Here is a 23,780-nt window from a genome sequence, read left to right as displayed (position 1 = left end):
ACGACTTAAAACCAAAAATAATATTCCCTTTAACTCTTTTATCACAAAAAGTAAAATTCCTTGTTATATAAAATTTTACTTTTTGTGTATAATATTTGGTGCGAATCCTCCTAGTAAATCATGTTCGCTTCCCATTCGCACTAAAGAATCAAGAGACTCCAGGTGTAGCGATGCCTTGATGCCTATAATACGCCTTAGTTTTATACTGATTGTCCAAGCGATAAAACTTTAGATTATCATGATACAGATCAATACATTCAATCATCTTTATTTTTAACATAGCATATTGCGCAGCGACAACAAAGCATTTAAAACGAAAATTCTCGACACGCTGACTGTGCAAATGTCTCCCCGCTCTCAGGCTGCCCTGCTTCATAAATAAGCGAATGGCATAAAAAGGTAGAGCTTCGGAGTTTCAGCTTGTCTGTAACTTTAGAGCTCTTTTTTTAAAAATAATGGTCGGACACATTATTAGATTAAGATAGTCCGGCATCTTGTTTTACTTGCCTGAACCCGTCTTCGTCACCTTCTCGACTTTCCAGTCATCCCTATGTTTCACCAGCTCAATCGTATACGAAATACCCGTACCCATCCTTTTAATCGAATTTACAGTAACTTTATCGGAAGATGTTTTACTGAGTAGCACGCCAAGTGCCAAATCTTTTTTCCCATAGATAAAATCTTCAGGGATTTGCTGAACCGACGCATTGTACTTTTGGGCTACACGTTGGAACAATTTTTCCCTGCTCGCTTCGCTTATTGCTGCTAAAGTTTCTTTGCTATAGCTCACCCGGTAAATTGGTTATTATAGCCGGTATCTTGTTCGATTGTGGCTACGGTTGATAAAAATAATATTTCGCCGACATCAGCAGGATCTTTGCCGCTAGAACACCCTACCAGATTAAGACTCATTAACGAAAAAAACATGAAGAGAAGAAGTAGTCTTTTCATTATTTTCCTCTTTTATGATATGGCATGATAGAAGTATTACGCCGGCTGTAACCGCTTGTTGCGTGAACAGTAATCGCATTCCTATAAAAATTTTCTATAAGAATGGAACGTAGGTGAGGTGGTACTCTACTTTCTAGTTCAATCGGGATCAGGAGTTTCCTACATAAAAAGGTCCCCTTCGTACGATATCGTGTAAACTAAAAGTGGAGTGTGAAAACAGAAGAGAAAGACAAAGGAGTTGTTACCTAACAAGATGACAAATAGCAAAAGCTGGACCGCCATGACATTCAATTTACGCGTAAATGTGACCTCTGACGGCGGCAACGCATGGCCACATCGCAAACATCTCGCAGCGGATAGCATCCTGGGCTCGGAGGCTCATCTGATCGGAACACAGGAAGGTACCGCCGGTATGCTGGAAGATTTGGATGCGTGTCTGGCCGGCTACAGCCGAATCGGGAGCGGGCGCCTCGGAGAAGCGGAAGCCAAGCTGCACAATGACGAATACTGCGCGATTTATTACAACCGCGAGGCATTAACGTTGATCAGTCACGGCCAGTTCTGGCTGTCGGAAACGCCTGATGTGCGGGGAAGCCTCGGCTGGGACAGCAGCTATCCGCGTATCTGCACGTGGGGCTGCTTCGAAAACAAAGAAGTACCGGGCATGCGGTTCTATGCGTTTAACACGCATTTCGATCATTTGGGGCAGCAGGCTCGTGAAGAAAGCGCGAAGCTGCTGCTGGAGCGTATCCGGGCACGCCGCGAAGAGGAGAACTGTCCGGTGCTGCTCATGGGCGATCTCAACGCCGAACCGGACAATTCAGCCATCCGGCTGCTTCGCGAACAGCTGCAGGATGCCTATACGCTTGTGGACGGGCCCGTCGGCCGGACCTTTCACGATTTTGAAGGCGGCATCGATGGCGAGCCTATCGATTATATTTTTGCCACGCCGGATATTGAGATGCTTCAGACAACCGTAGATCGCGAGCGGCACGATGGAGCCTATCCTTCCGACCATTATCCGGTTACGCTCGCTTGGCGGTATAAAGGATAAGATGCTTCGGTGGAAGGCCGGGGCGTTAGGACGGGGATTTTAATAAGCCATTCTATCGCTCTCATCCTTTGTCCGTTAATGGTATGAACGATGCCGAGAATAAAAACAGCTGCAGCTAAAAGAGAAAGGGCGCGCATTCCGCGCACCCTCTCTTCTGATCAAATGATTGCCATAAACTACACCTCTTCCAGAGATCTTGTTGATAAACTTCGAGATAAGCCAAGGAGATAATCACCTGAATCATACCTCTCCAACCTAACCCCAGTTCCTTGGTAAGAATAAAATTAGTGTTGTCTCTGTTTTCACCCAAAAATTCCAATCACCTTTTATTTATGGTATATTTATCCACAAGTGATAAGCAGACTCTAAGTAAGGGATGAGTGGATTATTTTATGAAAAAATTAAAATTAATCGGAATAATTTCAGCTGTGATTTTACTTGCTGTTCTATTGACTGCATTTAAGTTTCCACTTGCTAAAAGTTCTAGCATCAAAGAGGAAGCACAAATTACTTTGCAAAAATACGTGGAAGCCATAAACAAAAAAGATATGGATACTATCAATCAGTTACTAGATGACAGGGACTACACGGATAAAAAATTACAAAAAGAGTTCTACGAACGTGAAATTCAAACTATTGAGTCTTTGGATGTTTCTATACGAGGGATTCATCAAGAATCGGATGAAAAAGTGAAAATTAAAACCACAGTGAAATTAGTTGAAAATACAAGTGGTGAGACCGTAAAAGACCACACTTTTACAATGATCCAAACTGCGGAGGGTTGGAAAGTTCTACGTCTACCAGGAAGTCAAGACGAAAAACAAACATGAACCGATCAAGTAAAAAGGCAGTTTATCCTCCAGCGGGATAAGCTGCTTTTTATTTTCGGCTTAACAACTCCTCCTGCATTTAAAGGTAAGAAAGGCTGTCAGTACAAGCAGGCTCGTGCCGTTGTTATTTTATACATTGGTGCAACCTTTGAAAGAAAAACACGTCACTTTAGTAGTACCAGATTAAGGAAATGGGGGGGGGCCAGCTATGCTTCGTAAGCATTTCATTTTTTTTATTTGCCTGCTTGCCGTCCTGGGGGGTTGTGAAACCGATACTTCACTCAAAAACAAATCGGAAGAGACCGGATTCATTGTAGATAAAGAACCCGAATCTAATAGAGCTTTATTAATAAGCGATACTCCGGATTCCGATCATTTTTACGATGCCCTATGGGTAGCCGGCGTGGCCGACAGTGTAGAAATAGGCGATAAAGTTATCGTGGAAATTTCAGGGAATGTCTTAACCTCCTATCCTGGACAAACAGGCGGCAGATTTATTAAAAAAATAAAAATGGACAAGCCCACTGGAGCGAAGCTTGAGCCCGAAACGATTTTACAGAAGGCATTCAGTCAAAAAAAAGTTAACCATCCGGCGGTTCAGCAACTATCTTTCGATCAGGAAAAAAAAGTTTGGAATGTGAGGTTAACCGAAGGCATCAGAGAAAAGGTTACGGAGCTGGTCATTGAAGACAAGGAAGACTGAGAACGGTCAAACTCATGGATGACAGCTGTCCGTTCGCGTCTTTTCCTGCCGGAAGCTTCGCTCGTATGAAAATAGATTAGGGGAGCAAAAAAAGACGGCCCCCGCTGTCATAGCGGTGCCGTCTTTCTTTGTGCAGCTTAGCTGCGTTGTAACTATAGCTATCTCCGAGCACATGCTATGCCATAGCTATCGCCTTCATTGAGCAGCCTGCTGCGAACTGCGAGCATCAGGCTGCATCTTGTCATGCAGCGAATGGCCCGCCAGGCTGCCGCCTTGGTTGGGTGACTTGACTGACGTCCGGCGGTTGCCCCGCTAGGCGTCTTGCCTAAAAATCGAGCTGTGCCTCGATTGAGCAGCCCGCCTACAAGCCAAGCAGCTTCGCCAGGCGAACCAGCAGCACGGCCGCCTCGGCCCGGGTCGCCTTCTCGTTCGGCGCGAAGCGGTTTCCGCTCCGGCCGTCGATCAGGCCGCGTTCGGCCGCCTCCTGCACGTAAGGCCGGGCCCAAGCCGGGATATCGGCCTCATCCGTGAAAGCTGCGGCTTTTCCGCCTCCGGCCGCAGAGCCGTTCACGGCTTTGGCCAGCATCACGGCCAGCTCCGCACGCGTGACGGCCGCACCCGGACGGAACGTTCCGTCCTCGTAGCCGCTCACGATGCCTTTGGCGGAAGCATCCGCTACCGCTCGGGCGGCCCAGGCGGGGATGGCGCCTCCATCGGCAAAGGAAAGCGGCGCGGTGTTCGTCGCAGACTCCTTAGCAATCCTTGCCGCTGTCGCAGCCGGTATTTTTGCCTCTGCTTCCGAATCTGATCCCAACGCCGTTTCCGCCGCATTGGCCGATGCGCTCACTGCTATCGCTGCCGTTGCTTTTTCCACTGTTTCTGCTGCGCTCCCGACCGATGTTTTTGACGCCGCATCCGTGGACGTCCCACCCGCCGCTTTAGCACCATTCAGCAGCCGCTCCAGCATAACAACCCACTCGGCCCGGTTGATCGTCGCGTCCGGGTGGAATGTACCGTCCTCGTATCCGTCGACGAGACCGAGAGCAATAGCCCGGCCGATATCCGTTTCCGCCCAGTGTCCGGAAACATCGGCAAACCGGCTGCCGCCCGGTTCAGGCTTTGTACCCGGCCCCGGTGGTGTTCCCGGGCCAGTTCCCGATCCTGCATCCGGCTTCGTTCCGGGATTTGTTCCACCCTCTGCCGCCTTCCGTGTAACCGTCAGCTTGTACTCCCGGGTGGAACCGTCTTCCGCCTGAACGGCAATTTTAAACACGTTGACGCCCTCACTCAAAGAAGCCGCATATTCCCCACCAGTTGATCCGGCGGTCTGCCCGTTCACCCCGGCTCTCGCTGCGGAATCCATCGTCTTATACCGGATAACACCACGGTCCGCATCCGTCTCGACCGCATAATCGCTTACTCCCGGCTGGAAACTCGGCGTCAGAGCAGCTTCCTTTTTTCCGGCCGTAAAATGCAGCTCCTGCAGTCTGCTCTCCGCCGAAAGCGACGGTGAAGATCCCGACGATCCGCCCGAAACAGGCACGGCGAGAGTCCGGACCGTTCCGGCGAGCTCCACGCTTGCATTCCCCGCCCCGTCCTTGGCCTTCACCGCAAACGAGTACAGTGTGTCGCTCGTCAAACCTGCCGCCCTATAGCTGTACGTATCGGCGCTGACCGTCGTCAGCAGCGTACCGTTCCTATAGACGTCGTATCCGGCAACGGCTCTGTTATCCGCCGCCTCCGGCCAGCTTACATTCACGCCGGAAGTGGTAACGCCCGAGAAGGCCGGTGCCGCGCCCGCAGGCCAGACCGGCGCTTCCGTATCCGGCGACGCTCCTTTCGCAAGCGTCACCGTCAGGGCCGCCACGGCACTTTTCGCCGATTCGTTCCCGGCTGTATCCGTAGCCGTGATCACGTAAGCGTAGCTTCCCGGCGCAAGGTCGCCGATATCGGCGGCCGAAACGGAGCCGTCTCCTGCGCTGCTGCCCAGTACTGCCGGCATCCCGAGCTCGCCTGTGCCCACGATTCCGTCCTTATCGGTATCCGTCCACGAGTACGCTTTTACAGCCGCTCCCGCTTCCCCTACGGCTCCTGCCGCCCCATACAGGCGATCCTGCGTACCCGCGTAGCTATCTATGACTCCGAATTTAGAAACGTCCACCGTAGGCGGCGTGGTATCCGGCAGAGCATCGTCTTCTCGGATCGTCACGACCGCTTCGTCCGGCGCCCCCATCACGTAGCCGTTCGCCGGATCGCTCAGCTTGACCGTAAAGGTTTTGTCCCCTTCATAGCCCTGGTTGTCCATAACGGTGACCGGATAGTCCCGGCTCGTTTCACCGTCCTGGAGCACGACAACCTCGTCGACGACGGCATAATCTTTTCCCGCCACCGCCGTTCCATCGGTCGTCCTGATCCGGACTGCAGTCTGGCCTGTGCCGGAGCCTGTCCGTTTTATCGTCACGCTGACGGTTCCGTTGTTCTCTGCCGTTTCGAACGTATTCGAAGCAAGAGAGAAAGCCCCTTCCGCTCTACTGTTCATCACGTTTACCGACGTATTGGAAGGAGAACTGCTCGCCAGAACAATATCCGATCGGCCGTCCCCGTTAAACTCTCCCGTCTCCAGATAAAAAGCATAACGGGGATACGGATAACTGATCGGCGATTGAAACGTCCCGTCTCCGTTGCCCATCAGAATGGCAAAATCTTGGCCCTGCGTTTGGCCGAGAATATCTATGTGTCCGTCGCCGTCGAAATCCCCCAGCGCAACATCAAGCGGAAGATTTCCCGCAGGGTACAACACCGCTTGTCCGAATCCTCCTCCAGCCGTACCGAGCAGCACCGTAACCCCGTTATCTCCGTTGGCGGCAAAAACCATATCCTTTAGGCCGTCTCCGTTGAGATCGGCTGCTTTCATTTTGTTGGGGGACGAGCCCGCCGCATAATCAACCCGGCTGAATTGAGTGCCGGTGCCGTCATTTTTCAATATACTGACCGTGTTGCTTCCGGAATTCGCGACGGCAAGGTCCGTTTTTCCATCGCCATCCATATCCCATGCCGCAAGACTTCTCGGGTAAGCGAGGACAGGGATGGAAGCCCCGAGCACAAAATTCCCGCTCCCGCCGACGTTAAACAGAATCGAAACCGAGCCGGAACTATTATTGACCACTGCCAAATCCGGATAACCGTCTCCGTTCAAATCCGATACAGCAATCTCCAAAGGTTCTGCGCCTACACCCGTAACATTCCCCCATGGAAGGAACGTTCCGTCCCCGCTGCCTTTAAGGATACTTACCGTATTATCCTGCGAATTGGCAACCGCCAAATCCGCACGATGATCCCCGTCTAAATCCGCAATCGCAACCGCTCGAGGGTTCCTCCCTACCGCAAAAGCTGCCGACGCTCCAAACGTTCCGTCCCCCTTGCCGAGAAGCACGGCCACCTGATTATTTTGAAAATTCAGCGACACCAGATCATCCAGCCCGTCCCCGTTCACATCTCCGGTTTTGACGTCGTAAGCCCAGCCGCCCACCTCATAAGCGACCGCGTTCTCAAAAACCGGATTCACCCCATTCGCTTTTACCGGCCCAACCGGTACGGCGATTAACGCCGCGCCCAATACAAGGGCCAGCCATTTTTGTGCTTGACCTTTTTTTGCAGATCGAATCAACTCTCTCACGCTCCCTAGTAGACATTAACTAACTAAGTATATCGGATTTTGAGCGTAAAAAAATCACCTTTGCGGGTGAAGTTCGGTTAACGGATCATAATGGGAAGGCAACGCAGCTTCAACGAGTAAATCAACAAGTAAAAAAGATAGGTCGGCTTTAAAACAAGGATTCTCCTTTTATTTAGAGAATTAAATAATATATTCCATTTAAAAGCGTAATCTAAACCGAGCAAGGAGATCATTTATCGAAAGGAGACTACGGATGAACAAATATGTCACCTATATTGTGGTCAGTATCATCGTCATTCTCATCCCTGTAATCGGCTTACTTTACGGGTTATGGGACATGAACCAGCCCAAAATCGGTCCGATCGGAAACGGTGTCAAAGTCGGTCCCACCTTCCCTCAACTGATCGTAATGGTTATGACGTTTCTCACCGGCATTCTGAATTTGATCGTCGCGATTAAAACTTATAGGGACCATAAGGCAAAAGACAATTGAAAACGCCCGAGGCCCAAGCGTTGCGTGGTTACATTATGAAGGAAGAAAAAGGAGGTCCCTTATGAAATTCTCTTTTGTTCTCTTGCTGACCTTACTGATGTTCGGATTTTCATTGATCTATAGTCCTCTCATGCTGGACAAAATTCCTTTTGTCGGTACTTTGGTTCATGAGTTCACATCAATCGGGAAAAGCCTTATGTGGTGGTGGAAAACAAACTTGTTATTGGCCGTTTGTTTTGCTTTGGCTGTTTTGTTTTATTTAATTCGAAGAAAAAACTTAGCAATCATCTTTCAAAAATTTATTCTTCTTGTAATGATTATGGTTCATCTTGTTCCTTTTTTCTTCTGGTTCAGCGCTTCGATTTTCAGCTTAGATGCGGCTGTTTTGGCTGCCGCGCATCTGCTTTTTGCAGGGTTTATGCTTTATGCTGTTTTTTCTTCGAGGGCTCTCGGCAGTTCGTCAGGGCGAAGCATGTAGGGGTTTTGTTGTAAGTCTAAAACCGTCCATTTTTGAAAAGGCGTCCAGTTTAAAGGACCCGTATAACAAATATCTTTAACCTTATGCGGACCGAAAATCCGGGTTCCGTTTAAATTCGCATCATAAAAATTTACACCTGTTAAGTTGGCCCCGCACTAGATGTAATGACCTTATTCGCTAAATACCATCGTTTTCCTTTGATTGAGAAACATCTTACATTCTATATCAAAAAAAAAGCACTCCTCTAGAGTGCTTTCTGTTTCTCTAAGCTCTAACTTAACCCCTACCTCAAACCGCCTCCACCATCTCTTGCTCCTCTATAAGGTCCATGCTCTGGCTCTGACGATATTCCTGTGCTACCATGGTTGTAATAAATTCAACAGTCGGATCAATTTCCTCCACCGTAGCTTGAAGGCCTTCAATATCGGAATAGAAAAATTCCTTCCGCAGGTTCACTTTATTTACACGGTTATCCGATAAAATCCGGTGCAAATCTTGCTCCAGTTGCACAGCGTTTTCGCTAAACACCATCGCATGAATATCGAATTTAAACGGTACGGAGGCGTCCCCCAGCTCTTCGATCCGGTCCAGCGGATTCAAGCGGCGCGTCATGCCGATTTTGAACATCCGGTCGCCGAAGGAACCCAAATTCGAAATCACATACACATACCCGGCTCTTCCGTTGGCCCGCTTTGTAATTTCTTCTTTCTGCTCTTCCACCCGTTGGACCTGTTCTTCCAATTCACGTAATCTTGCTTCCAGGGCAGCGATTTTACCCGGATCAGTTTCCTTGCTGAGCACTTCCTTGTTTTTCTCCATCTCTTTAAAATATTTCAGTTCTTCCTGCTCGATCTTCTTCCGTTCCTCATTAAGCAAACGCTGTTCTTCCGCTTCTTGGCGCATTTGCTCCCGAATCAATTTTTGCTCTTCCTTCTCTTTTTCCTTTTGGATGAAATACTGATATTCCACTAAAATAGCATTTTTGAACAGGGGCTCAATCTCAGATAAAAATCTCGTAATGGTCGGCAAAATTTGCGAGTTTCCGCCTGCACAGATCACCTGGTACTTGTTGATCAGATCGCTTGCGTTTGCGACTGCCTTCTCCAAATTCGTATAGCTCAGGGTATGCAAAATATTTTGAAGCTCGGCCTGCAAACCGATCACCATTAAGTGATAAATCGTTTTGTTTGCTTTCGTCGTATAGCGCTCTTCGTAGGATTTGAGCAAAGCCTTAATCTCTTTATTGATACCGGACATCTCTTGCCGGAGCTTCTTGGAATCATGATGATGCAAATGAAGCTCGACGATCGGCTTTAGAGCGCCCTCACCCAAACTCTCTTCAAGCACCGCCAGTTCTTCTTCGATCACTTCAAACTTAACGGCGGCCGGAAACTTCTCCAGTAAATTTTTAATTCCAAGAGATTCGCTTTTCGTTTTGGCAAGAGTCTTCTCAATCTTGGTTAGAGCTTTCTGCCTGGACTCCAGCTCGGCCGAGATGCCTTCCGATTGTCTGAGTTCTTGCTCCATCTTGGTTTGAATGTCTGCCAGGTGCCCCTTCGCGATAGCCAGACTCGCGTCTGCTTCTCTTCTAGCCTCTCTCAGGATGTGTTCAGCTTCCTGCCTAACGGACTCTCTCGCTTGGTGGATGGTAGCCTGGATTACATCCTCTTTCTCCTGGATCTGCTTATTAATTCTTTCCAACTGCAGGTTTTTCTCGGCAATCGATTTATTCAGATTCAGCATTTCCAAAATCTTTTTAAACATGGGTAAGTCTCCTTTATTTATAAAAAAGTGAGTAGATCATTGAGGCGCGTCAATTGTCTACTTAGTGTCACTAGTCAAAAAAGTGCCTGGTCTCATCTGTGGGTTACACCTTACGAAGGCACGTAAATTCTTTTCAAAGGAATCAACGCCTGCTTCTCCGGCGGCATCTTGTCATACCACTCGTTAATCAGCTCGACGATGCCTGCCAAATCCAGCAGTTTGACGCCGTTATGCTGTGCCGCGGTCCTGGCTGCCGCCGTAAATCCGCCTGTGGACACGAACAAACAGCTCGCTCCGTGAGGACTTGCTCCTACGAGCTGCTGCACCTCGGGCCCGCCGCTGGTGGCACGTCTATGCTTGACCTGCACCTTGATGATCGGCTTCTCGAACCCGAACGCATCCCGGTGAGCCAGCACATCCACTCCCCCATCGGGACCTTTCGGGCTCACCTTCGTCTGGTAGCCCATCGCTTGAAGCAGCCCCGCGACCAGCTCCTGCATCTCCCACGGGTCGAGCTTGTCCACCCGATCTTCAATGAGCGACTTGGCCCGTCCCTCAAACTCCTCCGTGTTAAACTCTGCCGCTTCTTCATCTCGAACGGTGACATTCACAGGTGCAGCTGGCGTTTGGTGAAATAAAGCCAGAATCTCCTCCTGCCAATCGTCTATCCGGAAAACCGTCAATGTGCTGCCTAAAGAGTACTTGGCTCTTTGCGAAAATAAATCGCGGGAAATTCGTTTGGATTCCCAAGCCACGGAAATCACATTGGGATACAAAGCATTGATATCCGTCCTGTATTCTGGCGCCTTGGTCACCGTTCCGAGCAAGTACTCCCGAGTTTCTCTGGAATAGGTAATCACCCGATCATTCAGAGCAACCTCATTGTAATATCTCCAAACCTGCCCCGCCCATGAGAGCCGCGTCCCCGGCTTATGATCCGTATAGACCTCATGACTATGTTCAACAAACTTTTCTCTAGATGCAAACTTCCTCGGATCTCCTAACTGCGGCCAGCCGATCGAAGCAATTTTATTCGCCTGCCACTCCGGAATTAACTCATTGTTATCTCCCGCGCGTACCATCCACTATTTGGTCATCTTTGTTTTCCCCCGTTTAGTAAAATGCAGCCTCTCGCATGTAACGAATGCTACGCTTTTTTGCTTTTCGCGATATGCTCGGCTCTAATCCTAGTGTCTATAATATTCGCTGCCGCGACTAGCTCGTAAATCCCCCTAATATCCGTTTCCGATAGCGATGGTTCCGGATTTTCTGCCTGCATGCGAACCATCTTGCGCCCGATAAACTCCGAAAGCTCGACATCATACACGATGAGTTCATCGGACTTAATTTTCCGCAGCTCCGGATCTATGCTAAAACGGCACCGCATCGTAAACGAAATCATCGAAATGAATTTCACCCGCTTGTAACTTGGAATTTGCAGCTCCACCGCTTTGATATGCCCGTAGTTCTGCATCAGCGGATTGTACATGTTGAACCGGTTGCTTACACGCCAGTATCGGTCCTTGCGCGCACCCTTGATTTCCCCGTTGTAATTCTTCGTTTCAATGACAAAAAGCCCATAGGGAGAAATGACCAAATGATCAATTTGAGAATATCCTGACCTTGACTTTGGATTCGGAATCAGCAGATCACTTAGGTAACGGCATTCCTTTGGAAGCTGATCCAATTGAATATTGATTTTGTGCTCCCCCAGCTCCCCGATCCGGGTGGCCTCCACTTTGGGGCGTCTTGCGGCGGGTGCCTGTTTAGCTTTCTTTTGGGGTGGTTCTGATGCTGGCTTGGCAAAAAGCGCCCGTAGTTTAGCAAACATACGTCTTCTCCTCATTCATAAAACGATATAAGACATCATTCGCTAAAATTCCATGGATTTCCTTTCTTGGAGGGCACAAAACAAAAAAAGCCTAGGTCTCGATACCTAGAAGGTAATGAGAACGCGGCTTTGAGCTGTGTAGGTAATGTGGATTTCCCCTGGTTGACTAAGAGTTAAACATGACCTAGACTTCGCTATGAAGCTGGGACAAAATCTTGATGCCGTCCTGCACGCCCTTGATGTAAATCCACTCTTTCTTCATGTACTCCAGAGCTATTCCCTTGTCCTGCCACTCCCGAAGAAGCGATTGTTGATCGGGTTGTAGTGATTGTAATAGTTCCATCTCTAAAGCATTAAGTTGATCGGTAATGGGTTGGAGAGCCTTCGAGGCATCGACCTCGTCTGCAAGGTTATCGAAACGATGGATCAGGGAGTTGTTACGCAATTGAGTCATGAATAAATTACCTCCATCCTTTATGGGTTAAGGATAGGGTAGCAGAATTTAAGTAATGAGGTGGTACGCATTTAAGTAACCATTAAATAAATTTAAAAAGCACCTGATTAATCAGATCAGATGCTTCAGTTCAATTATTTAAGAGCTCTTCCATCAGTCCCTTTTTTAATCGGTGGCACATCAAAACTAACATCATCGTGTTCAATTTCTATAACTTCTATTAATCCATTTTCTATGCTAGGTTCTATTGCTTCCCAAACCCTAAAGTAAGCTTCTAATTCTTGATAATTTCCTATTCTATCAGTTAAATATTTATACATTTTTCTCGACGGTAATATCAATAAACCTCCATCAAGCAAACCATCCAATATTCCTAAAGAAATACGATTTAAGGCACGATGACTTGAGGAAATATTTCCAGTTTCCCACTCAACCGCAAAATATTTACCATTACTTAGTTTAATTGCACTATCAAATTTCCTCTTTCTAATATCTATATTACTAATTATTCTCTCATCTTCCCAACCTAATTCATTTAACGTTGTAATGAATGCATCTTTAATTGGTACAACACCGTTACCTTTTATTTTATCGTGAAGAATAAATTTACCGCTTCCAGGTGGATTTTGAATACTCACTGTTGCTTGCTCTATATTTTGTTTGATTCGTTGATAATCTTTACCTTCTGAAAAGTTTCCCTTATTGATGAGTCTCTTAATTCGTGTAATGTTCATTTAATTGATTTTCAACTTCTTGAATCAATTCACTCGGTCTTTTTTTTAGACATTTAGCAATAATGAAAATTGTAGTAAGTGTTGGTCTTCTAAGGCCTCTTTCTAGCAAGCTAATGTATGTACGATCAAGGTTACTTTGATGCGCAAGCTCTTCTTGAGAAAGACAACCCATATTTCGATACTTTTTTAAAGTTAATCCAAATGCCTCTTCGAGATTCAAGAAGTCCCCCCCTCTCCTCCCTAATTCTTGTTCCTGTGCTCAGTATCGTCTACAGACTATAGTCTGCAATTGTCGACTTAACATAATTCTATTCTTGTGATACTATTTAATTTGTGTACTATAGTCATCAAGCTTTGGAGGGTTTTATGTATTCTAATTCTTTCTTCTCCGCCTTAAGTATAACTAATGATGCGGAGCTAAAATATTTCTCGAAAATATCTAATATAACCACAAAAAAATTAAAATACTATCCCAAATACAATCTCTATCCCGATGTTACAGATAGGGATTGTATTATTAAAACCTTAGATATTTCAGAACTGGAATTGAAAATTAAATTGGGGTATTTCGACAAAGAATTACTGGATATTTTATCAAAAAACGCTAAAACAATTGTCGATTTTATTAGCCCCGATTATAATACAGCACCTATAGCACTGAGACATAAACATATATTTAAAACTGAATACGGGAACATGTACCAAGGTGACTGTATCTCTTTAATGGATAAATTAGAAAAAAACTCAGTTGATTTAATATTTGCCGACCCACCATTTAATCTGGATAAAAAATATGAATCTGGAATGAATGATAAAATTGAAGAAGAGGAATACATCAAGTGGACAGAAACATGGGTTCTTAAATGTATAGATTTATTAAAAGAAGGTGGATCTTTTTTTATATGGAATCTTCCCAAATGGAACACACATATATCTTCAATACTAAATAAGCATTTAAATTTTAAACACTGGATAGCAGTTGATATTAAGTACAGGCTTCCTATTAAAAATCGTCTTTATCCGTCGCATTATGGTTTGCTTTATTATACAAAAGGAGAAAAAGGATATACCTTTAATGAGCAAAGATTGCCTTTAGAAATTTGTAGGCATTGTGGTGGAGATATCAGAGATTACGGAGGCTATAAAGATCAATTGAATCCTAGCGGTATTAACCTCACAGATGTATGGTTTGATATACCACCAGTTAGACATAGTAAATACAAAACAAGAGACAGTAATGAACTTTCAATGAAGCTTCTAGAGAGAATTATAAGCTTATCTACAAATGAAAACGATGTAGTGTTCGATCCTTTTGGAGGTAGTGGAACAACTTATGTAGTCTCAGAGATTTTAAAAAGAAAATGGATTGGTGTAGAAATTGGTGATGTTGAGAATATTAAAAATAGATTTGATTCGTTAGAATTTCAAAAAGAATATATTAATAATGTACAAAACAATAAAAATAAATTGTTTACTGAAGAAATGAGAAAGTTAAGAACTAAAAATGGCCAATGGTTGCCCGAAACTTTAGTTAAAAAACGTTCGAAAAATAAGGCCAACAAATAATAGTAATCTCTAACCAGGTTTATTCTATGCTTTGTAAAATATAAACAGCCATTTCATATCTTGAAATGGCTGTTTATATTACGGAAGACGCTTAATTTCTCTATACTCCCTAACCTTTTCATGAAGTCTTAATATATTTTCATCTAAATCTTGGTAAGTAGGTCCATATTCTAGCGGATAAATATTGTAACATTCTCTCCAATATTTCTTTATTTCCTCATCTACTCCTTGTTTTACTACTACATAATGGGGGCTACTCGATGAACTTGCATTCCCAACTGTTTCCAATACAAGGTTTATATCTGGATCATTCAAACTGTATCCTAAGAATACAATTGTTTTAGTTATAAATAATGCATTTAATATCTGATAGAATTGTGGATAATCTTTTCTTGCTTTATAATATTGCTTTTGTGTAAAAACCAGACTATCTACATCATCAATAGATCCGTGAGCCTTAATAATTAGATTTTCAGTAGATTTCATATTTGTTGAAATTCTCTCTATATCACGATACATAGCAGTAGTATAACCATGTTCATTGCATAAATTCTCGTAAATTTTATCAAAATTTGTAGTAATAACAATTTTTGAATCAATAGATTTTATAAGTTCATGTACTTGAGATGCTTTATAATTTGGTCTACTATAAACTTGCCTTAAATAATTAGCATAGTTACCAGGATCACAAGAATCATATATAGATTGAAGAGCCAGCAAATAATTCCCTTGTTCAATCATTTTTTTTATAAATTTTAGTTTGTCTTCTGTAGGGCTATGCAATAAAGTAACTGCATCTTGAATAAATTCTCCCCATTTCTTTGGTGACTCTCCAAGATCATTTTTTGACGTAGCAGATATTCCTGCCCCTAAAAAAAGCACACATCGTCTATACGCTATCTCTTCAACGAGATTTACTGGCCAATTAATCTGCATTTAAATCTCCCATATTCTTCAAAAGCTTTCTCGTTATAGAATCAAGAATTTCTTTATACTTCTTAACAGAGCTAGTTTGGCCTCCTACTACTCCATCGCCTCTAACTAAACTATACATAGGTGACTTACTAGCTTGAGCTAAGGGTACCAAACTATATAAATAGGGAACATCACCCAGATTAAGCTCCTCAATTGTAAGATTATTATAAATCAAATAATTAAGGTGTTTTTCAATTGCCTCGGGAACTTGTATAATTATAGATTCATAAGCTGCAATAGGTCTTCGTCCATCTGCAAATGTTCTCGTAACATATTGTTGAATAGAAAATCCTATTAATTTTGTAGTTTTATCGATATCTAAGTTAAAAAGATACTTCTCTGCTGATTGAGACCCATGTCTATCGTAAAGAACATGGACGGCCCGACGGTATGAATGCATCCACTCTTTTATCCACGTAGAGATATTCGATACACCTATCAAACTAAAAATATCTGATCCCATAGGTGTAACAACAAAATCTGTATTTAATAAAATACTTCTATTTAATGCACCTAGTGAAGGACCAACATCTATAAACATGTAATCATAAGTAGAAGCATAATGTTGCTTCATTTGTCTTAACCAGTTAGTTCTTCTAAAGCCTCCGATATCCCCGCCTAAACTTTTATTCCATGCATCACTAAAGATATCTTCTATAACAGATAATCCTGGATGTCCTGGTATTAAATCTACATTGTACCGATTAGCGGTACCCATGTATAATTCATCAATAAAGTTAAGACCCGAATCTCCTTCGATTATCGGAGATAAAAAGTTCATGATTGTTGATTTAGACGCCCTTTCACCATAATAATCCAACCAAAATTGATCTGGCACCATCATTTGTGTAGAATTTGCTTGAGGATCAGCATCTAGAAACAATACTTTTTTTCCAAAATGAGTTGCCATAAATGATGCCACATTTACAGCCAGAGTAGTTTTACCTACTCCTCCTTTATTATTAAAATAAGTTATTATTTTCAAAATCCGCCCTGCTTTCATAGAATATTTCAATCAGAAACCAACCGAAATTTACGAAGTTAATTACACTCAACATATCAACGAGCTTTTTCTTTGTCAACATATGTATTTATTTTATTACATATTTGATATACTGCCTCTTATTTTGTGAAATACAAGTGAATTGAAATCGCCACAAAATGGTTAAGGTAAACGATATGGTAAGATAAGTTACGAAGTTTTGGGAACAGTCTTGGGATCACCGTGACAGATGCTCTAATGCAGATTGGCCTAGAGTAAGGGGAACGCCAATAAAAAGCACCTCGTTTGTGGTACTCCTTATATTCCTTTACTATAACGGATACCCGTTCAAACTGTAGATATGGTCAATCATAAGGATTCTTTGAGGAACTTGATTCAATTATCAAACGGCATTCGGTTAAAACCCCATAGGCTGGTAACAGGTTCTTAACCATTTTCTACCTCCTGCCTTACTCGGCCCTTCTTTAGGCGTAGCTTAGCCATTAATCCTCTCGATCTTTATGATTAATCAAGCTATACAATTTACCTCGAATCACGACCACTTTTCACAAAGAGCCCAAAACAAACAAAACAATCCCTAACAGAGGAAGAATAAGTTCCAGCAGATAAAGCTTGATCCCCATTGTATTTCCCATAAAATCGGTCAAAAGAAATACGAAAATCCCCGATAGCATTAATTTCATAGACATTCTAAACTCTCCTTGACCCAAGTTAATCATGCAACGCTAAGGGTGGTTAATAATTCCATTGTAAACGATATTTTCATTCTCTTCATTAAGTTAAAAACAAAAAAGCACCCCCTTTTGCCATTAAAGGGAGTGCACCTACGAATTACTTTTCAAAACTTACCTAACGACAAAAACATGCTCAAAGCATACCCCAAGCCAAATACTACGCCGGAAGAAATAAAAAACACATAAAACAGAAACGCCTCCGCCGAAAAAAGATTTCCGCCACCAAAAGCAGCAAATATAAACAAGGTGGGTAAAGCAAACACGAGTGCGCACCCGATAGGATAAAGCAGCAGCCGCATAATTCCGGATTTTATTTTGGATGCAACATAAGAACATATCAAGAAATAAGAGGGAACCAAGATGATGAGATACGCGATTCCCGCCCAATACTGAACGGCTCGTAAGTCCCCTTCGCTAATGGTTTGCTCCCAAACTAACCATAGAACCTTTTCATAAGCCCATAGACCTGCGTAAAAAGACAACAGACTATTCAAGGATAGAAAGAGGTATTTAAGGATTTTCATTCCGCCGCCGCCTTTATATGTTGGTTTGAAGTCCATCTGCCGACCTCGCTGATATACCAATTGTATTTGACGGCCTGTGTAACATGTAGTTCTAACTTTTATAGGTCCTGCTTGTAATCTTGGGTAACGACAAAAACCCACTGCATTAAGGCTGTTCGCCTAACAGTGGGTTTTTACTTAGAATTCAATGGGTGCCCTAGGACTTAGCTTAAAAGTGTTGAAGGGTCGGATGGAGTTTTTAACTGTTATGGAGATACATACCCGGTTCCGTCAAAGTGCTTTCTGTAGTAGGTTGTTGTTTGTGTGCTTGTAGATGCACTCCAACCCAAATTAACTAACTCGCCTGCGGATAAATTTAATTGATTGGAAGTTCCGTTGACTACAGCAGTTTCCGCATATCCGCTATAGGATACTTGAAGTTTGGACGACGATTGCAAAGTCCCTTGAACAAAGTTTTTAACAACCGTGAACGAGCCGGAATACGGTGCTACATACCCTGTATTATCGTATACTTTAAGGAATATTCTTCCTAGCGATCCGCCAAATTGGACTTCCTGAATTTGAACGAGAACGCCAGCTTTTACCCTTACTCCGCCTCCTAAATCTATAACCGCTACATACTGTGCGTCGTAAGTTTGATTTAAATTTAAAGGAGACACTCCTTGTTTCGACGTGTGGATATTTTTTGCTTGTTCAACACTGGTCCCGGTTATCTCAGCATATCTTTTATAAAATTCTTCTGGGCTCAGTTTCGTGACTTCCCAACCTACCACATTATTTTGACCAATAAACTGCTTCAACTCGTTTGATTCTGTTACATTCTTAATAAATGCAGGCTGTGTTTGATCGGCAGAAGTCTGATTAGTAGATGTCTCTGCAGATGCAACACCCGAGATAGAAGTAGCCGTTACTAACATGGCTGCAAGCAAAGAGAATGGTTTCTTCAACAGTCTCACATCCTTCCAATATTTTTATTCTAGGCACCCATTGTTTAATTCTATATTCATTGCATGATTACCTTCCTAATAATTTACATTTTGTAAGTTTTTTCTAATTAACAACTCGGCCTTATAAGGGTATCAGTTTAGTCTTTAATAAATAATGCACTATATATGAGGGAGGAGGGAGGTTTTTCAACGTTAATGAAAGCAACCCGTAGTTGCTTATCGTAAGGAAGGGAACATATATATCATCAGTATATGATGACTTTCCATGCTATAACTGTGTGTAGGGCAATAAAAAATCCCTCCTTTAGAGGGATTTCTGTATTAAAATCGACTCGTTTCTTTAATTGACTTTCTTACGCTTCAACATTACCCTATACCATTGTTAATTGCGTTCATATAGATCATAGAAACTTGGACATTGAAGCGGCATTTAACAAACCTACCGCCGTCCCCCCACTGTCCCCACAACCCCATACCGCGACAAAAGCTTACGCCCCAGCAGCGCCACGGCGCGATCCGTGATGAAACCCATCAGTCCCAGGCAGATCAGCCCCACGAAAATCCAGTCCGTACGGAAAAACAACCGCGAGTTCCAGATGAGATAGCCGACGCCTTCGTTGGAGGCGATCATTTCGGCGCCGATGATGGCCATGAAGGAGGTGCCCATGGCGAGGCGGATGCCCGTGAACATGTATGGCACGGTAGACGGGATGATGACATGTAGGACGATTTGCCACTCGGAGGCGCCCATGCTGCGGGCGGAGCGGATTTTGTCCTCCTCCACGGCGAGCACGCCGGTCAAGGTGTTCAGCACGACGATGAAGAAAGTGGCGTACAGGATGAGCACGACTTTCGACGTCTCTCCGATACCGAACCAGACGAGGAACAGCGTGATAAACGCGATCGGCGGAATGAAGCGGATGAAGTTCAGAAACGGCTCCGCGAAAGCGCGGATGGCATCGACTTTACCGATGACGAGGCCGACCGGGATGGCGATCAGGCTGCCGAGGGTCCAGCCGAGCAGGACGCGGTACGAGCTGATGCCGATGTACTGCAGCAAGGTGCCGTCGGCGAGCAGCTCATAGCCGCCCTGGACGGTCAGGATCGGGCCGGGCAGGATTTCCGGTCCGTAGACGAGCGACAGCCCGTGCCACAGAAGCAGTCCCGCGATCCAGAAGACTAGGGTGAGCAGCGTTTTTTTGAACCAAGGCTTGCGGATAAGCGGTTTCCGGGCGGAAGCAGCCGCTATGGGCGGCTTGGTCGTGATCGGTTTTTTTGCCGTAATGGCGTTCGTGTTCATATCGGCTTCTCCTCCCTATTCGTCGAAATGCGCCTGGATGCGGTTGTACAGCTCGTAAAACTCCGGCGACCCCAGATCCCGCGGATATGCGAGGGGCACGTCGTAGATGTGCGAGATGTTGGACGACGGGCCGGCGGACATGATGCCGATGCGGCCGCCGAGCAGCAGTGCTTCCTGGATATCGTGGGTGACAAAAATGACGGTTTTGTCGGTTTCCTGCCAAATCCGCTGAAGCTCCTTCTGCATGGTACGGCGCGTCATCGCGTCGAGCGCTCCGAACGGCTCATCCATGAGCAGGATGGCCGGATCGTTCGACAGCACGCGCGCGAGCTGCACGCGCTGTTTCATGCCGCCGGACAGCTCGCGCGGGAACTTGCTCTCGTGTCCCTTGAGACCGACCAGTTCGATGTATTGGTCGGAAATATTGCGGCGCTCGGCCGCAGGGACACGCTTCATGCGCAGGCCGAACTCCACATTCTCCCTGACCGTGAGCCAGGGGAACAGGGACGAATCAGCCTGCTGGAAGACGACGGCGCGGTCCTGGCCGGGCCGGTCGACCTCGCGGTCACCGACGCGCACCTGGCCGGACGTCTTGGAGACGAAACCCGCGATGAGACTGAGCAGCGTCGATTTGCCGCAGCCGCTCGGCCCCAGCAGGACGAAAAACTCGCCGCCCCGGACCGCCAGATTCACGTCCTGAATGATGTAGTGCAGCTCGCCCGCGGAAGGCTGCATGTAGCTTTTGTCCAGGCGTTCGATGTGGATTTCGTTGCGTTTCGGCGCTGCCTCAGTGCTCATACTTCATCCCCCTGTTCAGTTTTGGCGCGGTATGCTGCCGTTTTTCCGATATTCGTACTACTTCACTTCAATGACCCTGTCCGGGAAGGCTTCCCGCAAAATGTCCAGGTACAGCTTGCTTTTGAGGTCGAAATCCTTTTCGATGATGGCGTTATCGACCATGTATTTTTTCTGCTCCTTGTAGCCGTTGTACGCTTTATCCGTGAACCCGATTTTCCATGGGTTTTTGGGCAGGTCCTTGAGGGTCGCCTCTTTCGGCTGCTTGACTTCCTTGTACATGATGTCCGCGGTTTCCTCCTGGTGCGCCTGTGCGTAAGCGGAAGCCTCGTCGATCGCTTTCAGGAAGTTGACGAAGCCGGCTTTGTTCGCTTTGAGCAGCTCGGTGGGGGCGATGAGGCCGTTGCCGAGGCGCACGGGCGTTTTGGACATGTCCGTCAGCTCGTGAGCTTCAGCCAGAGCGCCGAATTTTTCGTTGAGCACCGCGCCGTATACCCACGCGCCGTCGATCTCGCCTTTTTTCAGCGCGACGTATGCTTCATCAAAACCGCCTTGGCCGATCAGCTTCACCTCGGACAATTTGACGCCGTTCTGACCCAGATACACATCCCACAGGTAAGGGACAAAAGTGCCGCGGGAAAAGCTCAGCTTCTTGCCCTTGAGATCGGCCGCGCTCTTGATGTCCTTGCGGACGAACAGCTTCCACTCGCTGGCGCTCAGATCCGTTGCCGTACCCGACGAGGCGAAAATGGCGTAATCGCCTTTGCTCACGGCGTTCAGCAGAGGAAAATCCGCGCCGAACGCGACATCCACCTGTTTAATAAACAGGGAGTTGACGCCCTCGGCCGGTGTGGCGAACGAGACGAGCTCGGCGTCGATGCCGTGCTTGTCGAAGATGCCTTTGCTTTTGGCGACGCGGAAAATCGAGTTGGTGGAAATGTCCGCGATTTTCAGCTTCAGCTTGGCCGCGCCGCCTTGTTTCGGGTCGGCGGCCGCTTTGCCGCAGCCGGCCAGTACGGCCAGCATCGCGGCGGTGAGCACTAGCGCGAGCAGAGTGCGGGCGTAGCGGTGGGGACGGGCTTGGCGTTGGCTAACTGCCGGGGCCGGGTAGCCTGCTGTATGGCTAGGCTCGTTGGCAAGTCCGCGGCGGACTTTTAGGTCGCCATCATCTGCAGCCGCATCATTGACACTGCTCTCCTCGCCTTGTCCGCGGGAGGCTTCCCGCGTACTCTTCCCCCGGGCATCGTGGTCGGCATCATTGTCTCCTGCGGTTGCCTGACTTGGCGCAGCGGCGATTCCTAAGGATTGTGCCGATTGGGGAGCATCATGGCCCGCAGCCTCTTTACCTTTTTCCTCAGCTTCTCTCATCGTCCTCACCTATCCCTTCTCCGGTTCCGGCTGTCCTTCGTCCGTCCGTGCCACGCACAGCGCGCCCTCGCCATAGGAGACGGTTCCTTTCACTTCCACCGTCGTGACCGCTCCGCGGGCAGCCGCCCCCGGCAGACGGAAGTCCGCTACGTCGATCGGTGCGATTTCGACTTCCTCCGGCAGTTCCAGCTGCGGCACCCACTCGTAAGGCACGCGGTAGGCGCGGTAGACCATGTTGGAGTTGCGCTTGTTTTTGTAAGGAGATATGTATTCCCACACCAGCTCATGCTCGCTCGTTACTTCAAAAATCCGGCCGTCCGCGCCTTCGGTAATCAGCGTGTTGCCGTTCGGCAGACGCTGGGCGGAGCTGATGTACGGGCTGTAAAACCGGTACGAATCGAGCGGAGCCTGGAAGCCCGCTTCCGTAGGCGTGTACTGCCACTCTATTTCGAGCGTGACCGGGTTGATCTCCAGGATGCGGGAGTGATCGCGACGGGCGTTTTTGATGCCGTCGGGAGATTCCGGATTCGGTGCGCCGTAGCCGCCCCAGCCGCCGTTGTCGAAGATCAGGATGTTGCCCGCGCCCGGCAATCCCTGCGGAATGAGATGGGCATGGTGCTGGCCGATAATCCAGCCGATGTGTTTCGTCTCTTCGGTATTATAGTTAGGGCCGAGCTTCCAGACGATTTTACCGGTCTTTTTGTCCGTAATGGCAATAATGTTCGTCTCCCGCGCGTCCCAGATGATGTTGTCCGGGTGGAATCTTTCGTCCCCCGCATCGTAGTGCTTGTTCGGCCCGAGGACCGAAGCGGAGTTGATGTGCATCCAGTCGCCGGCGTTAGCCCCGAAGAAACGGGTATTAGGGTCGTTGTACAGCGCCTTCCGGGCATCCTCATCGAAGCCCAGCTCCTCGAAATGATCGCTCGTTGTCCACTCCCAGATGACATTCCCTTCCCAGTCGACTTCGAGGATCGTATCGTCCAGCAGTTCTTTATCCGAAATTTCGGGACGATTCACGTTCTTATGTGCGAGCACGATTGTGTTCCCGGAGTGGACTTTCGGCTCCTGCCCCGGCACGTAATACCCGACCGGATTGCCTTCGCGCTGGTAGTCGTGATGCTGGCGCGCCATCCACTGTGGTTCATGCCCGGGATCCTCGATGTGCTGGTAGCGGTCAAACTTCCACACGATATTGCCGTCCCAGTCGACCTGCACCAGATTCACTTCATCTTGAAACCCATACTTCGGATCGCGCTCCGCCGTACTGCCGAACACGTACCCGCCCGGGAGCAGCTTGTTCGGGAACCCCCGCAGGCCTTTCCACAAATGAACCTCCCGCCCGTTCATGTCGATCAGCAGCACTCCCGTGTCCGCCGCCTGATACAGCGTGTAGCCGCTCCAGCTTTTGCCCGGTTTGTAAACCGTCGTTCCTGTCGGATAAATCGTGGGATGTCCCATATGTGTAACGTCCTCTCTCTTTTGGATGGTTTGTAAAAAAAGAATTTGCCTCGCAAGCTACAGCTTATTAATTGAATCTGACTTGTACATGCATGTTGATGATGAAAAGCATACTCCTCTTGTCTCAAAAACTTCGGCAAGC

At 46.7% G+C, this 23,780-nt stretch carries 23 protein-coding genes; 6 read left to right on the top strand and 17 right to left on the bottom strand.

Features of this window, described 5'->3' with window-relative positions:
• Positions 1-499 precede the first annotated feature (499 nt).
• Positions 500-736: a hypothetical protein gene (locus C4S74_RS27160; protein ID WP_258042597.1), complete on the bottom strand. Its 237-nt coding sequence runs from the start codon at positions 734-736 to the stop codon at positions 500-502.
• 468 nt (positions 737-1,204) lie between these two features.
• Between C4S74_RS27160 and C4S74_RS24190 the strand changes: the two genes are divergently transcribed.
• The 3 genes from C4S74_RS24190 (at position 1,205) to C4S74_RS24175 (ending at position 3,538) form a co-directional block, all read left to right on the top strand.
• Positions 1,205-2,005, top strand: coding sequence for an endonuclease/exonuclease/phosphatase family protein (locus C4S74_RS24190; protein WP_103997890.1), 801 nt, complete (start codon positions 1,205-1,207; stop codon positions 2,003-2,005).
• Positions 2,006-2,397: 392 nt separating this feature from the next.
• Positions 2,398-2,835: an NTF2-like N-terminal transpeptidase domain-containing protein gene (locus C4S74_RS24180; protein WP_103997888.1), complete on the top strand. Its 438-nt coding sequence runs from the start codon at positions 2,398-2,400 to the stop codon at positions 2,833-2,835.
• A 208-nt stretch (positions 2,836-3,043) separates the two neighbouring features.
• Complete coding sequence (locus C4S74_RS24175) at positions 3,044-3,538, top strand: DUF3221 domain-containing protein (RefSeq protein ID WP_103997887.1); 495 nt, start codon at positions 3,044-3,046, stop codon at positions 3,536-3,538.
• 361 nt (positions 3,539-3,899) lie between these two features.
• On the opposite strand, the gene C4S74_RS24170 is transcribed toward C4S74_RS24175, so the two are convergent.
• On the bottom strand, positions 3,900-7,205 hold the full coding sequence (locus C4S74_RS24170) for an FG-GAP-like repeat-containing protein (protein ID WP_103997886.1): 3,306 nt from the start codon (positions 7,203-7,205) through the stop codon (positions 3,900-3,902).
• Positions 7,206-7,467: 262 nt separating this feature from the next.
• On the opposite strand from C4S74_RS24170, the gene C4S74_RS24165 reads away from it, so the two are divergent.
• Together C4S74_RS24165 and C4S74_RS24160 are read left to right on the top strand one after the other, a co-directional pair.
• Positions 7,468-7,707, top strand: a complete 240-nt coding sequence (locus C4S74_RS24165) for a hypothetical protein (protein ID WP_103997885.1) — start codon at positions 7,468-7,470, stop codon at positions 7,705-7,707.
• 61 nt (positions 7,708-7,768) lie between these two features.
• Positions 7,769-8,185, top strand: coding sequence for a hypothetical protein (locus C4S74_RS24160; protein WP_103997884.1), 417 nt, complete (start codon positions 7,769-7,771; stop codon positions 8,183-8,185).
• A gap of 288 nt (positions 8,186-8,473) precedes the next feature.
• On the opposite strand, the gene C4S74_RS24155 is transcribed toward C4S74_RS24160, so the two are convergent.
• The 6 genes from C4S74_RS24155 to C4S74_RS24130 form a co-directional block, all read right to left on the bottom strand.
• On the bottom strand, positions 8,474-9,949 hold the full coding sequence (locus C4S74_RS24155; RefSeq protein WP_103997883.1) for a GIY-YIG nuclease family protein: 1,476 nt from the start codon (positions 9,947-9,949) through the stop codon (positions 8,474-8,476).
• A 110-nt stretch (positions 9,950-10,059) separates the two neighbouring features.
• Positions 10,060-11,031, bottom strand: coding sequence for a restriction endonuclease (locus C4S74_RS24150; RefSeq protein ID WP_181024531.1), 972 nt, complete (start codon positions 11,029-11,031; stop codon positions 10,060-10,062).
• Between the two features lie 65 nt (positions 11,032-11,096).
• Positions 11,097-11,780, bottom strand: coding sequence for a nuclease-related domain-containing protein (locus C4S74_RS24145; RefSeq protein WP_103997882.1), 684 nt, complete (start codon positions 11,778-11,780; stop codon positions 11,097-11,099).
• A gap of 184 nt (positions 11,781-11,964) precedes the next feature.
• Positions 11,965-12,234 carry a hypothetical protein gene (locus tag C4S74_RS24140; RefSeq protein WP_103997881.1) on the bottom strand — a complete coding sequence of 90 codons (270 nt, stop codon included), beginning with the start codon at positions 12,232-12,234 and terminating at the stop codon, positions 11,965-11,967.
• 134 nt (positions 12,235-12,368) lie between these two features.
• Entirely contained in the window at positions 12,369-12,968 is a 600-nt protein-coding gene (locus C4S74_RS24135) for a restriction endonuclease (protein ID WP_103997880.1), read from the bottom strand.
• Positions 12,949-13,188: a helix-turn-helix domain-containing protein gene (locus C4S74_RS24130; protein ID WP_103997879.1), complete on the bottom strand. Its 240-nt coding sequence runs from the start codon at positions 13,186-13,188 to the stop codon at positions 12,949-12,951. The genes C4S74_RS24135 and C4S74_RS24130 overlap by 20 nt, the downstream gene beginning before the upstream one ends.
• Before the next feature lie 146 nt (positions 13,189-13,334).
• On the opposite strand from C4S74_RS24130, the gene C4S74_RS24125 reads away from it, so the two are divergent.
• Positions 13,335-14,534: a site-specific DNA-methyltransferase gene (locus C4S74_RS24125; RefSeq protein WP_103997878.1), complete on the top strand. Its 1,200-nt coding sequence runs from the start codon at positions 13,335-13,337 to the stop codon at positions 14,532-14,534.
• 78 nt (positions 14,535-14,612) lie between these two features.
• On the opposite strand, the gene C4S74_RS24120 is transcribed toward C4S74_RS24125, so the two are convergent.
• From C4S74_RS24120 to C4S74_RS24080, 9 genes are all read right to left on the bottom strand, one after another.
• On the bottom strand, positions 14,613-15,470 hold the full coding sequence (locus tag C4S74_RS24120; protein ID WP_103997877.1) for an SIR2 family protein: 858 nt from the start codon (positions 15,468-15,470) through the stop codon (positions 14,613-14,615).
• Positions 15,460-16,524, bottom strand: a complete 1,065-nt coding sequence (locus C4S74_RS24115) for a ParA family protein (RefSeq protein ID WP_103997876.1) — start codon at positions 16,522-16,524, stop codon at positions 15,460-15,462. Before C4S74_RS24115 ends, C4S74_RS24120 begins: the two co-directional genes overlap by 11 nt.
• A gap of 533 nt (positions 16,525-17,057) precedes the next feature.
• Positions 17,058-17,201: a hypothetical protein gene (locus tag C4S74_RS26745; protein WP_181024534.1), complete on the bottom strand. Its 144-nt coding sequence runs from the start codon at positions 17,199-17,201 to the stop codon at positions 17,058-17,060.
• 149 nt (positions 17,202-17,350) lie between these two features.
• Positions 17,351-17,806 carry a hypothetical protein gene (locus C4S74_RS24105; protein WP_146065527.1) on the bottom strand — a complete coding sequence of 152 codons (456 nt, stop codon included), beginning with the start codon at positions 17,804-17,806 and terminating at the stop codon, positions 17,351-17,353.
• A 209-nt stretch (positions 17,807-18,015) separates the two neighbouring features.
• On the bottom strand, positions 18,016-18,717 hold the full coding sequence (locus C4S74_RS24100; RefSeq protein ID WP_103997874.1) for a hypothetical protein: 702 nt from the start codon (positions 18,715-18,717) through the stop codon (positions 18,016-18,018).
• A gap of 439 nt (positions 18,718-19,156) precedes the next feature.
• Positions 19,157-20,017 (bottom strand): ABC transporter permease, encoded by an 861-nt coding sequence (locus C4S74_RS24095; RefSeq protein ID WP_103997873.1) that lies wholly within the window; start codon positions 20,015-20,017, stop codon positions 19,157-19,159.
• A gap of 15 nt (positions 20,018-20,032) precedes the next feature.
• Positions 20,033-20,815 (bottom strand): ABC transporter ATP-binding protein, encoded by a 783-nt coding sequence (locus C4S74_RS24090; RefSeq protein WP_103997872.1) that lies wholly within the window; start codon positions 20,813-20,815, stop codon positions 20,033-20,035.
• A gap of 57 nt (positions 20,816-20,872) precedes the next feature.
• Entirely contained in the window at positions 20,873-21,838 is a 966-nt protein-coding gene (locus C4S74_RS24085; protein ID WP_103997891.1) for an ABC transporter substrate-binding protein, read from the bottom strand.
• Positions 21,839-22,189: 351 nt separating this feature from the next.
• Positions 22,190-23,638 carry an aryl-sulfate sulfotransferase gene (locus tag C4S74_RS24080; protein ID WP_103997871.1) on the bottom strand — a complete coding sequence of 483 codons (1,449 nt, stop codon included), beginning with the start codon at positions 23,636-23,638 and terminating at the stop codon, positions 22,190-22,192.
• Between the last annotated feature and the right edge of the window lie 142 nt (positions 23,639-23,780).

It is taken from the genome of Paenibacillus sp. UNC499MF, from assembly GCF_900107975.1.
GTDB lineage: Bacteria > Bacillota > Bacilli > Paenibacillales > NBRC-103111 > Paenibacillus_F.
This window is presented reverse-complemented; position numbering and strand designations above follow the sequence as displayed.

What these genes read in the sequence shown, in the direction of transcription:
- C4S74_RS24125 (WP_103997878.1), top strand. Translation starts at nt 13,335, where the DNA reads ATGTATTCTAATTCTTTCTTCTCCGCCTTAAGTATAACTAATGATGCG.
- C4S74_RS24095 (WP_103997873.1), bottom strand. Translation starts at nt 20,017, where the DNA reads ATGAACACGAACGCCATTACGGCAAAAAAACCGATCACGACCAAGCCG.
- C4S74_RS24175 (WP_103997887.1), top strand. Translation starts at nt 3,044, where the DNA reads ATGCTTCGTAAGCATTTCATTTTTTTTATTTGCCTGCTTGCCGTCCTG.
- C4S74_RS24165 (WP_103997885.1), top strand. Translation starts at nt 7,468, where the DNA reads ATGAACAAATATGTCACCTATATTGTGGTCAGTATCATCGTCATTCTC.
- C4S74_RS24190 (WP_103997890.1), top strand. Translation starts at nt 1,205, where the DNA reads ATGACAAATAGCAAAAGCTGGACCGCCATGACATTCAATTTACGCGTA.
- C4S74_RS24145 (WP_103997882.1), bottom strand. Translation starts at nt 11,780, where the DNA reads ATGTTTGCTAAACTACGGGCGCTTTTTGCCAAGCCAGCATCAGAACCA.
- C4S74_RS26745 (WP_181024534.1), bottom strand. Translation starts at nt 17,201, where the DNA reads ATGTCTATGAAATTAATGCTATCGGGGATTTTCGTATTTCTTTTGACC.
- C4S74_RS24080 (WP_103997871.1), bottom strand. Translation starts at nt 23,638, where the DNA reads ATGGGACATCCCACGATTTATCCGACAGGAACGACGGTTTACAAACCG.
- C4S74_RS24085 (WP_103997891.1), bottom strand. Translation starts at nt 21,838, where the DNA reads ATGCTGGCCGTACTGGCCGGCTGCGGCAAAGCGGCCGCCGACCCGAAA.
- C4S74_RS24150 (WP_181024531.1), bottom strand. Translation starts at nt 11,031, where the DNA reads ATGGTACGCGCGGGAGATAACAATGAGTTAATTCCGGAGTGGCAGGCG.
- C4S74_RS24155 (WP_103997883.1), bottom strand. Translation starts at nt 9,949, where the DNA reads ATGTTTAAAAAGATTTTGGAAATGCTGAATCTGAATAAATCGATTGCC.
- C4S74_RS24135 (WP_103997880.1), bottom strand. Translation starts at nt 12,968, where the DNA reads ATGAACATTACACGAATTAAGAGACTCATCAATAAGGGAAACTTTTCA.
- C4S74_RS24180 (WP_103997888.1), top strand. Translation starts at nt 2,398, where the DNA reads ATGAAAAAATTAAAATTAATCGGAATAATTTCAGCTGTGATTTTACTT.
- C4S74_RS24105 (WP_146065527.1), bottom strand. Translation starts at nt 17,806, where the DNA reads ATGGACTTCAAACCAACATATAAAGGCGGCGGCGGAATGAAAATCCTT.
- C4S74_RS24090 (WP_103997872.1), bottom strand. Translation starts at nt 20,815, where the DNA reads ATGAGCACTGAGGCAGCGCCGAAACGCAACGAAATCCACATCGAACGC.
- C4S74_RS24140 (WP_103997881.1), bottom strand. Translation starts at nt 12,234, where the DNA reads ATGACTCAATTGCGTAACAACTCCCTGATCCATCGTTTCGATAACCTT.
- C4S74_RS24120 (WP_103997877.1), bottom strand. Translation starts at nt 15,470, where the DNA reads ATGCAGATTAATTGGCCAGTAAATCTCGTTGAAGAGATAGCGTATAGA.
- C4S74_RS24160 (WP_103997884.1), top strand. Translation starts at nt 7,769, where the DNA reads ATGAAATTCTCTTTTGTTCTCTTGCTGACCTTACTGATGTTCGGATTT.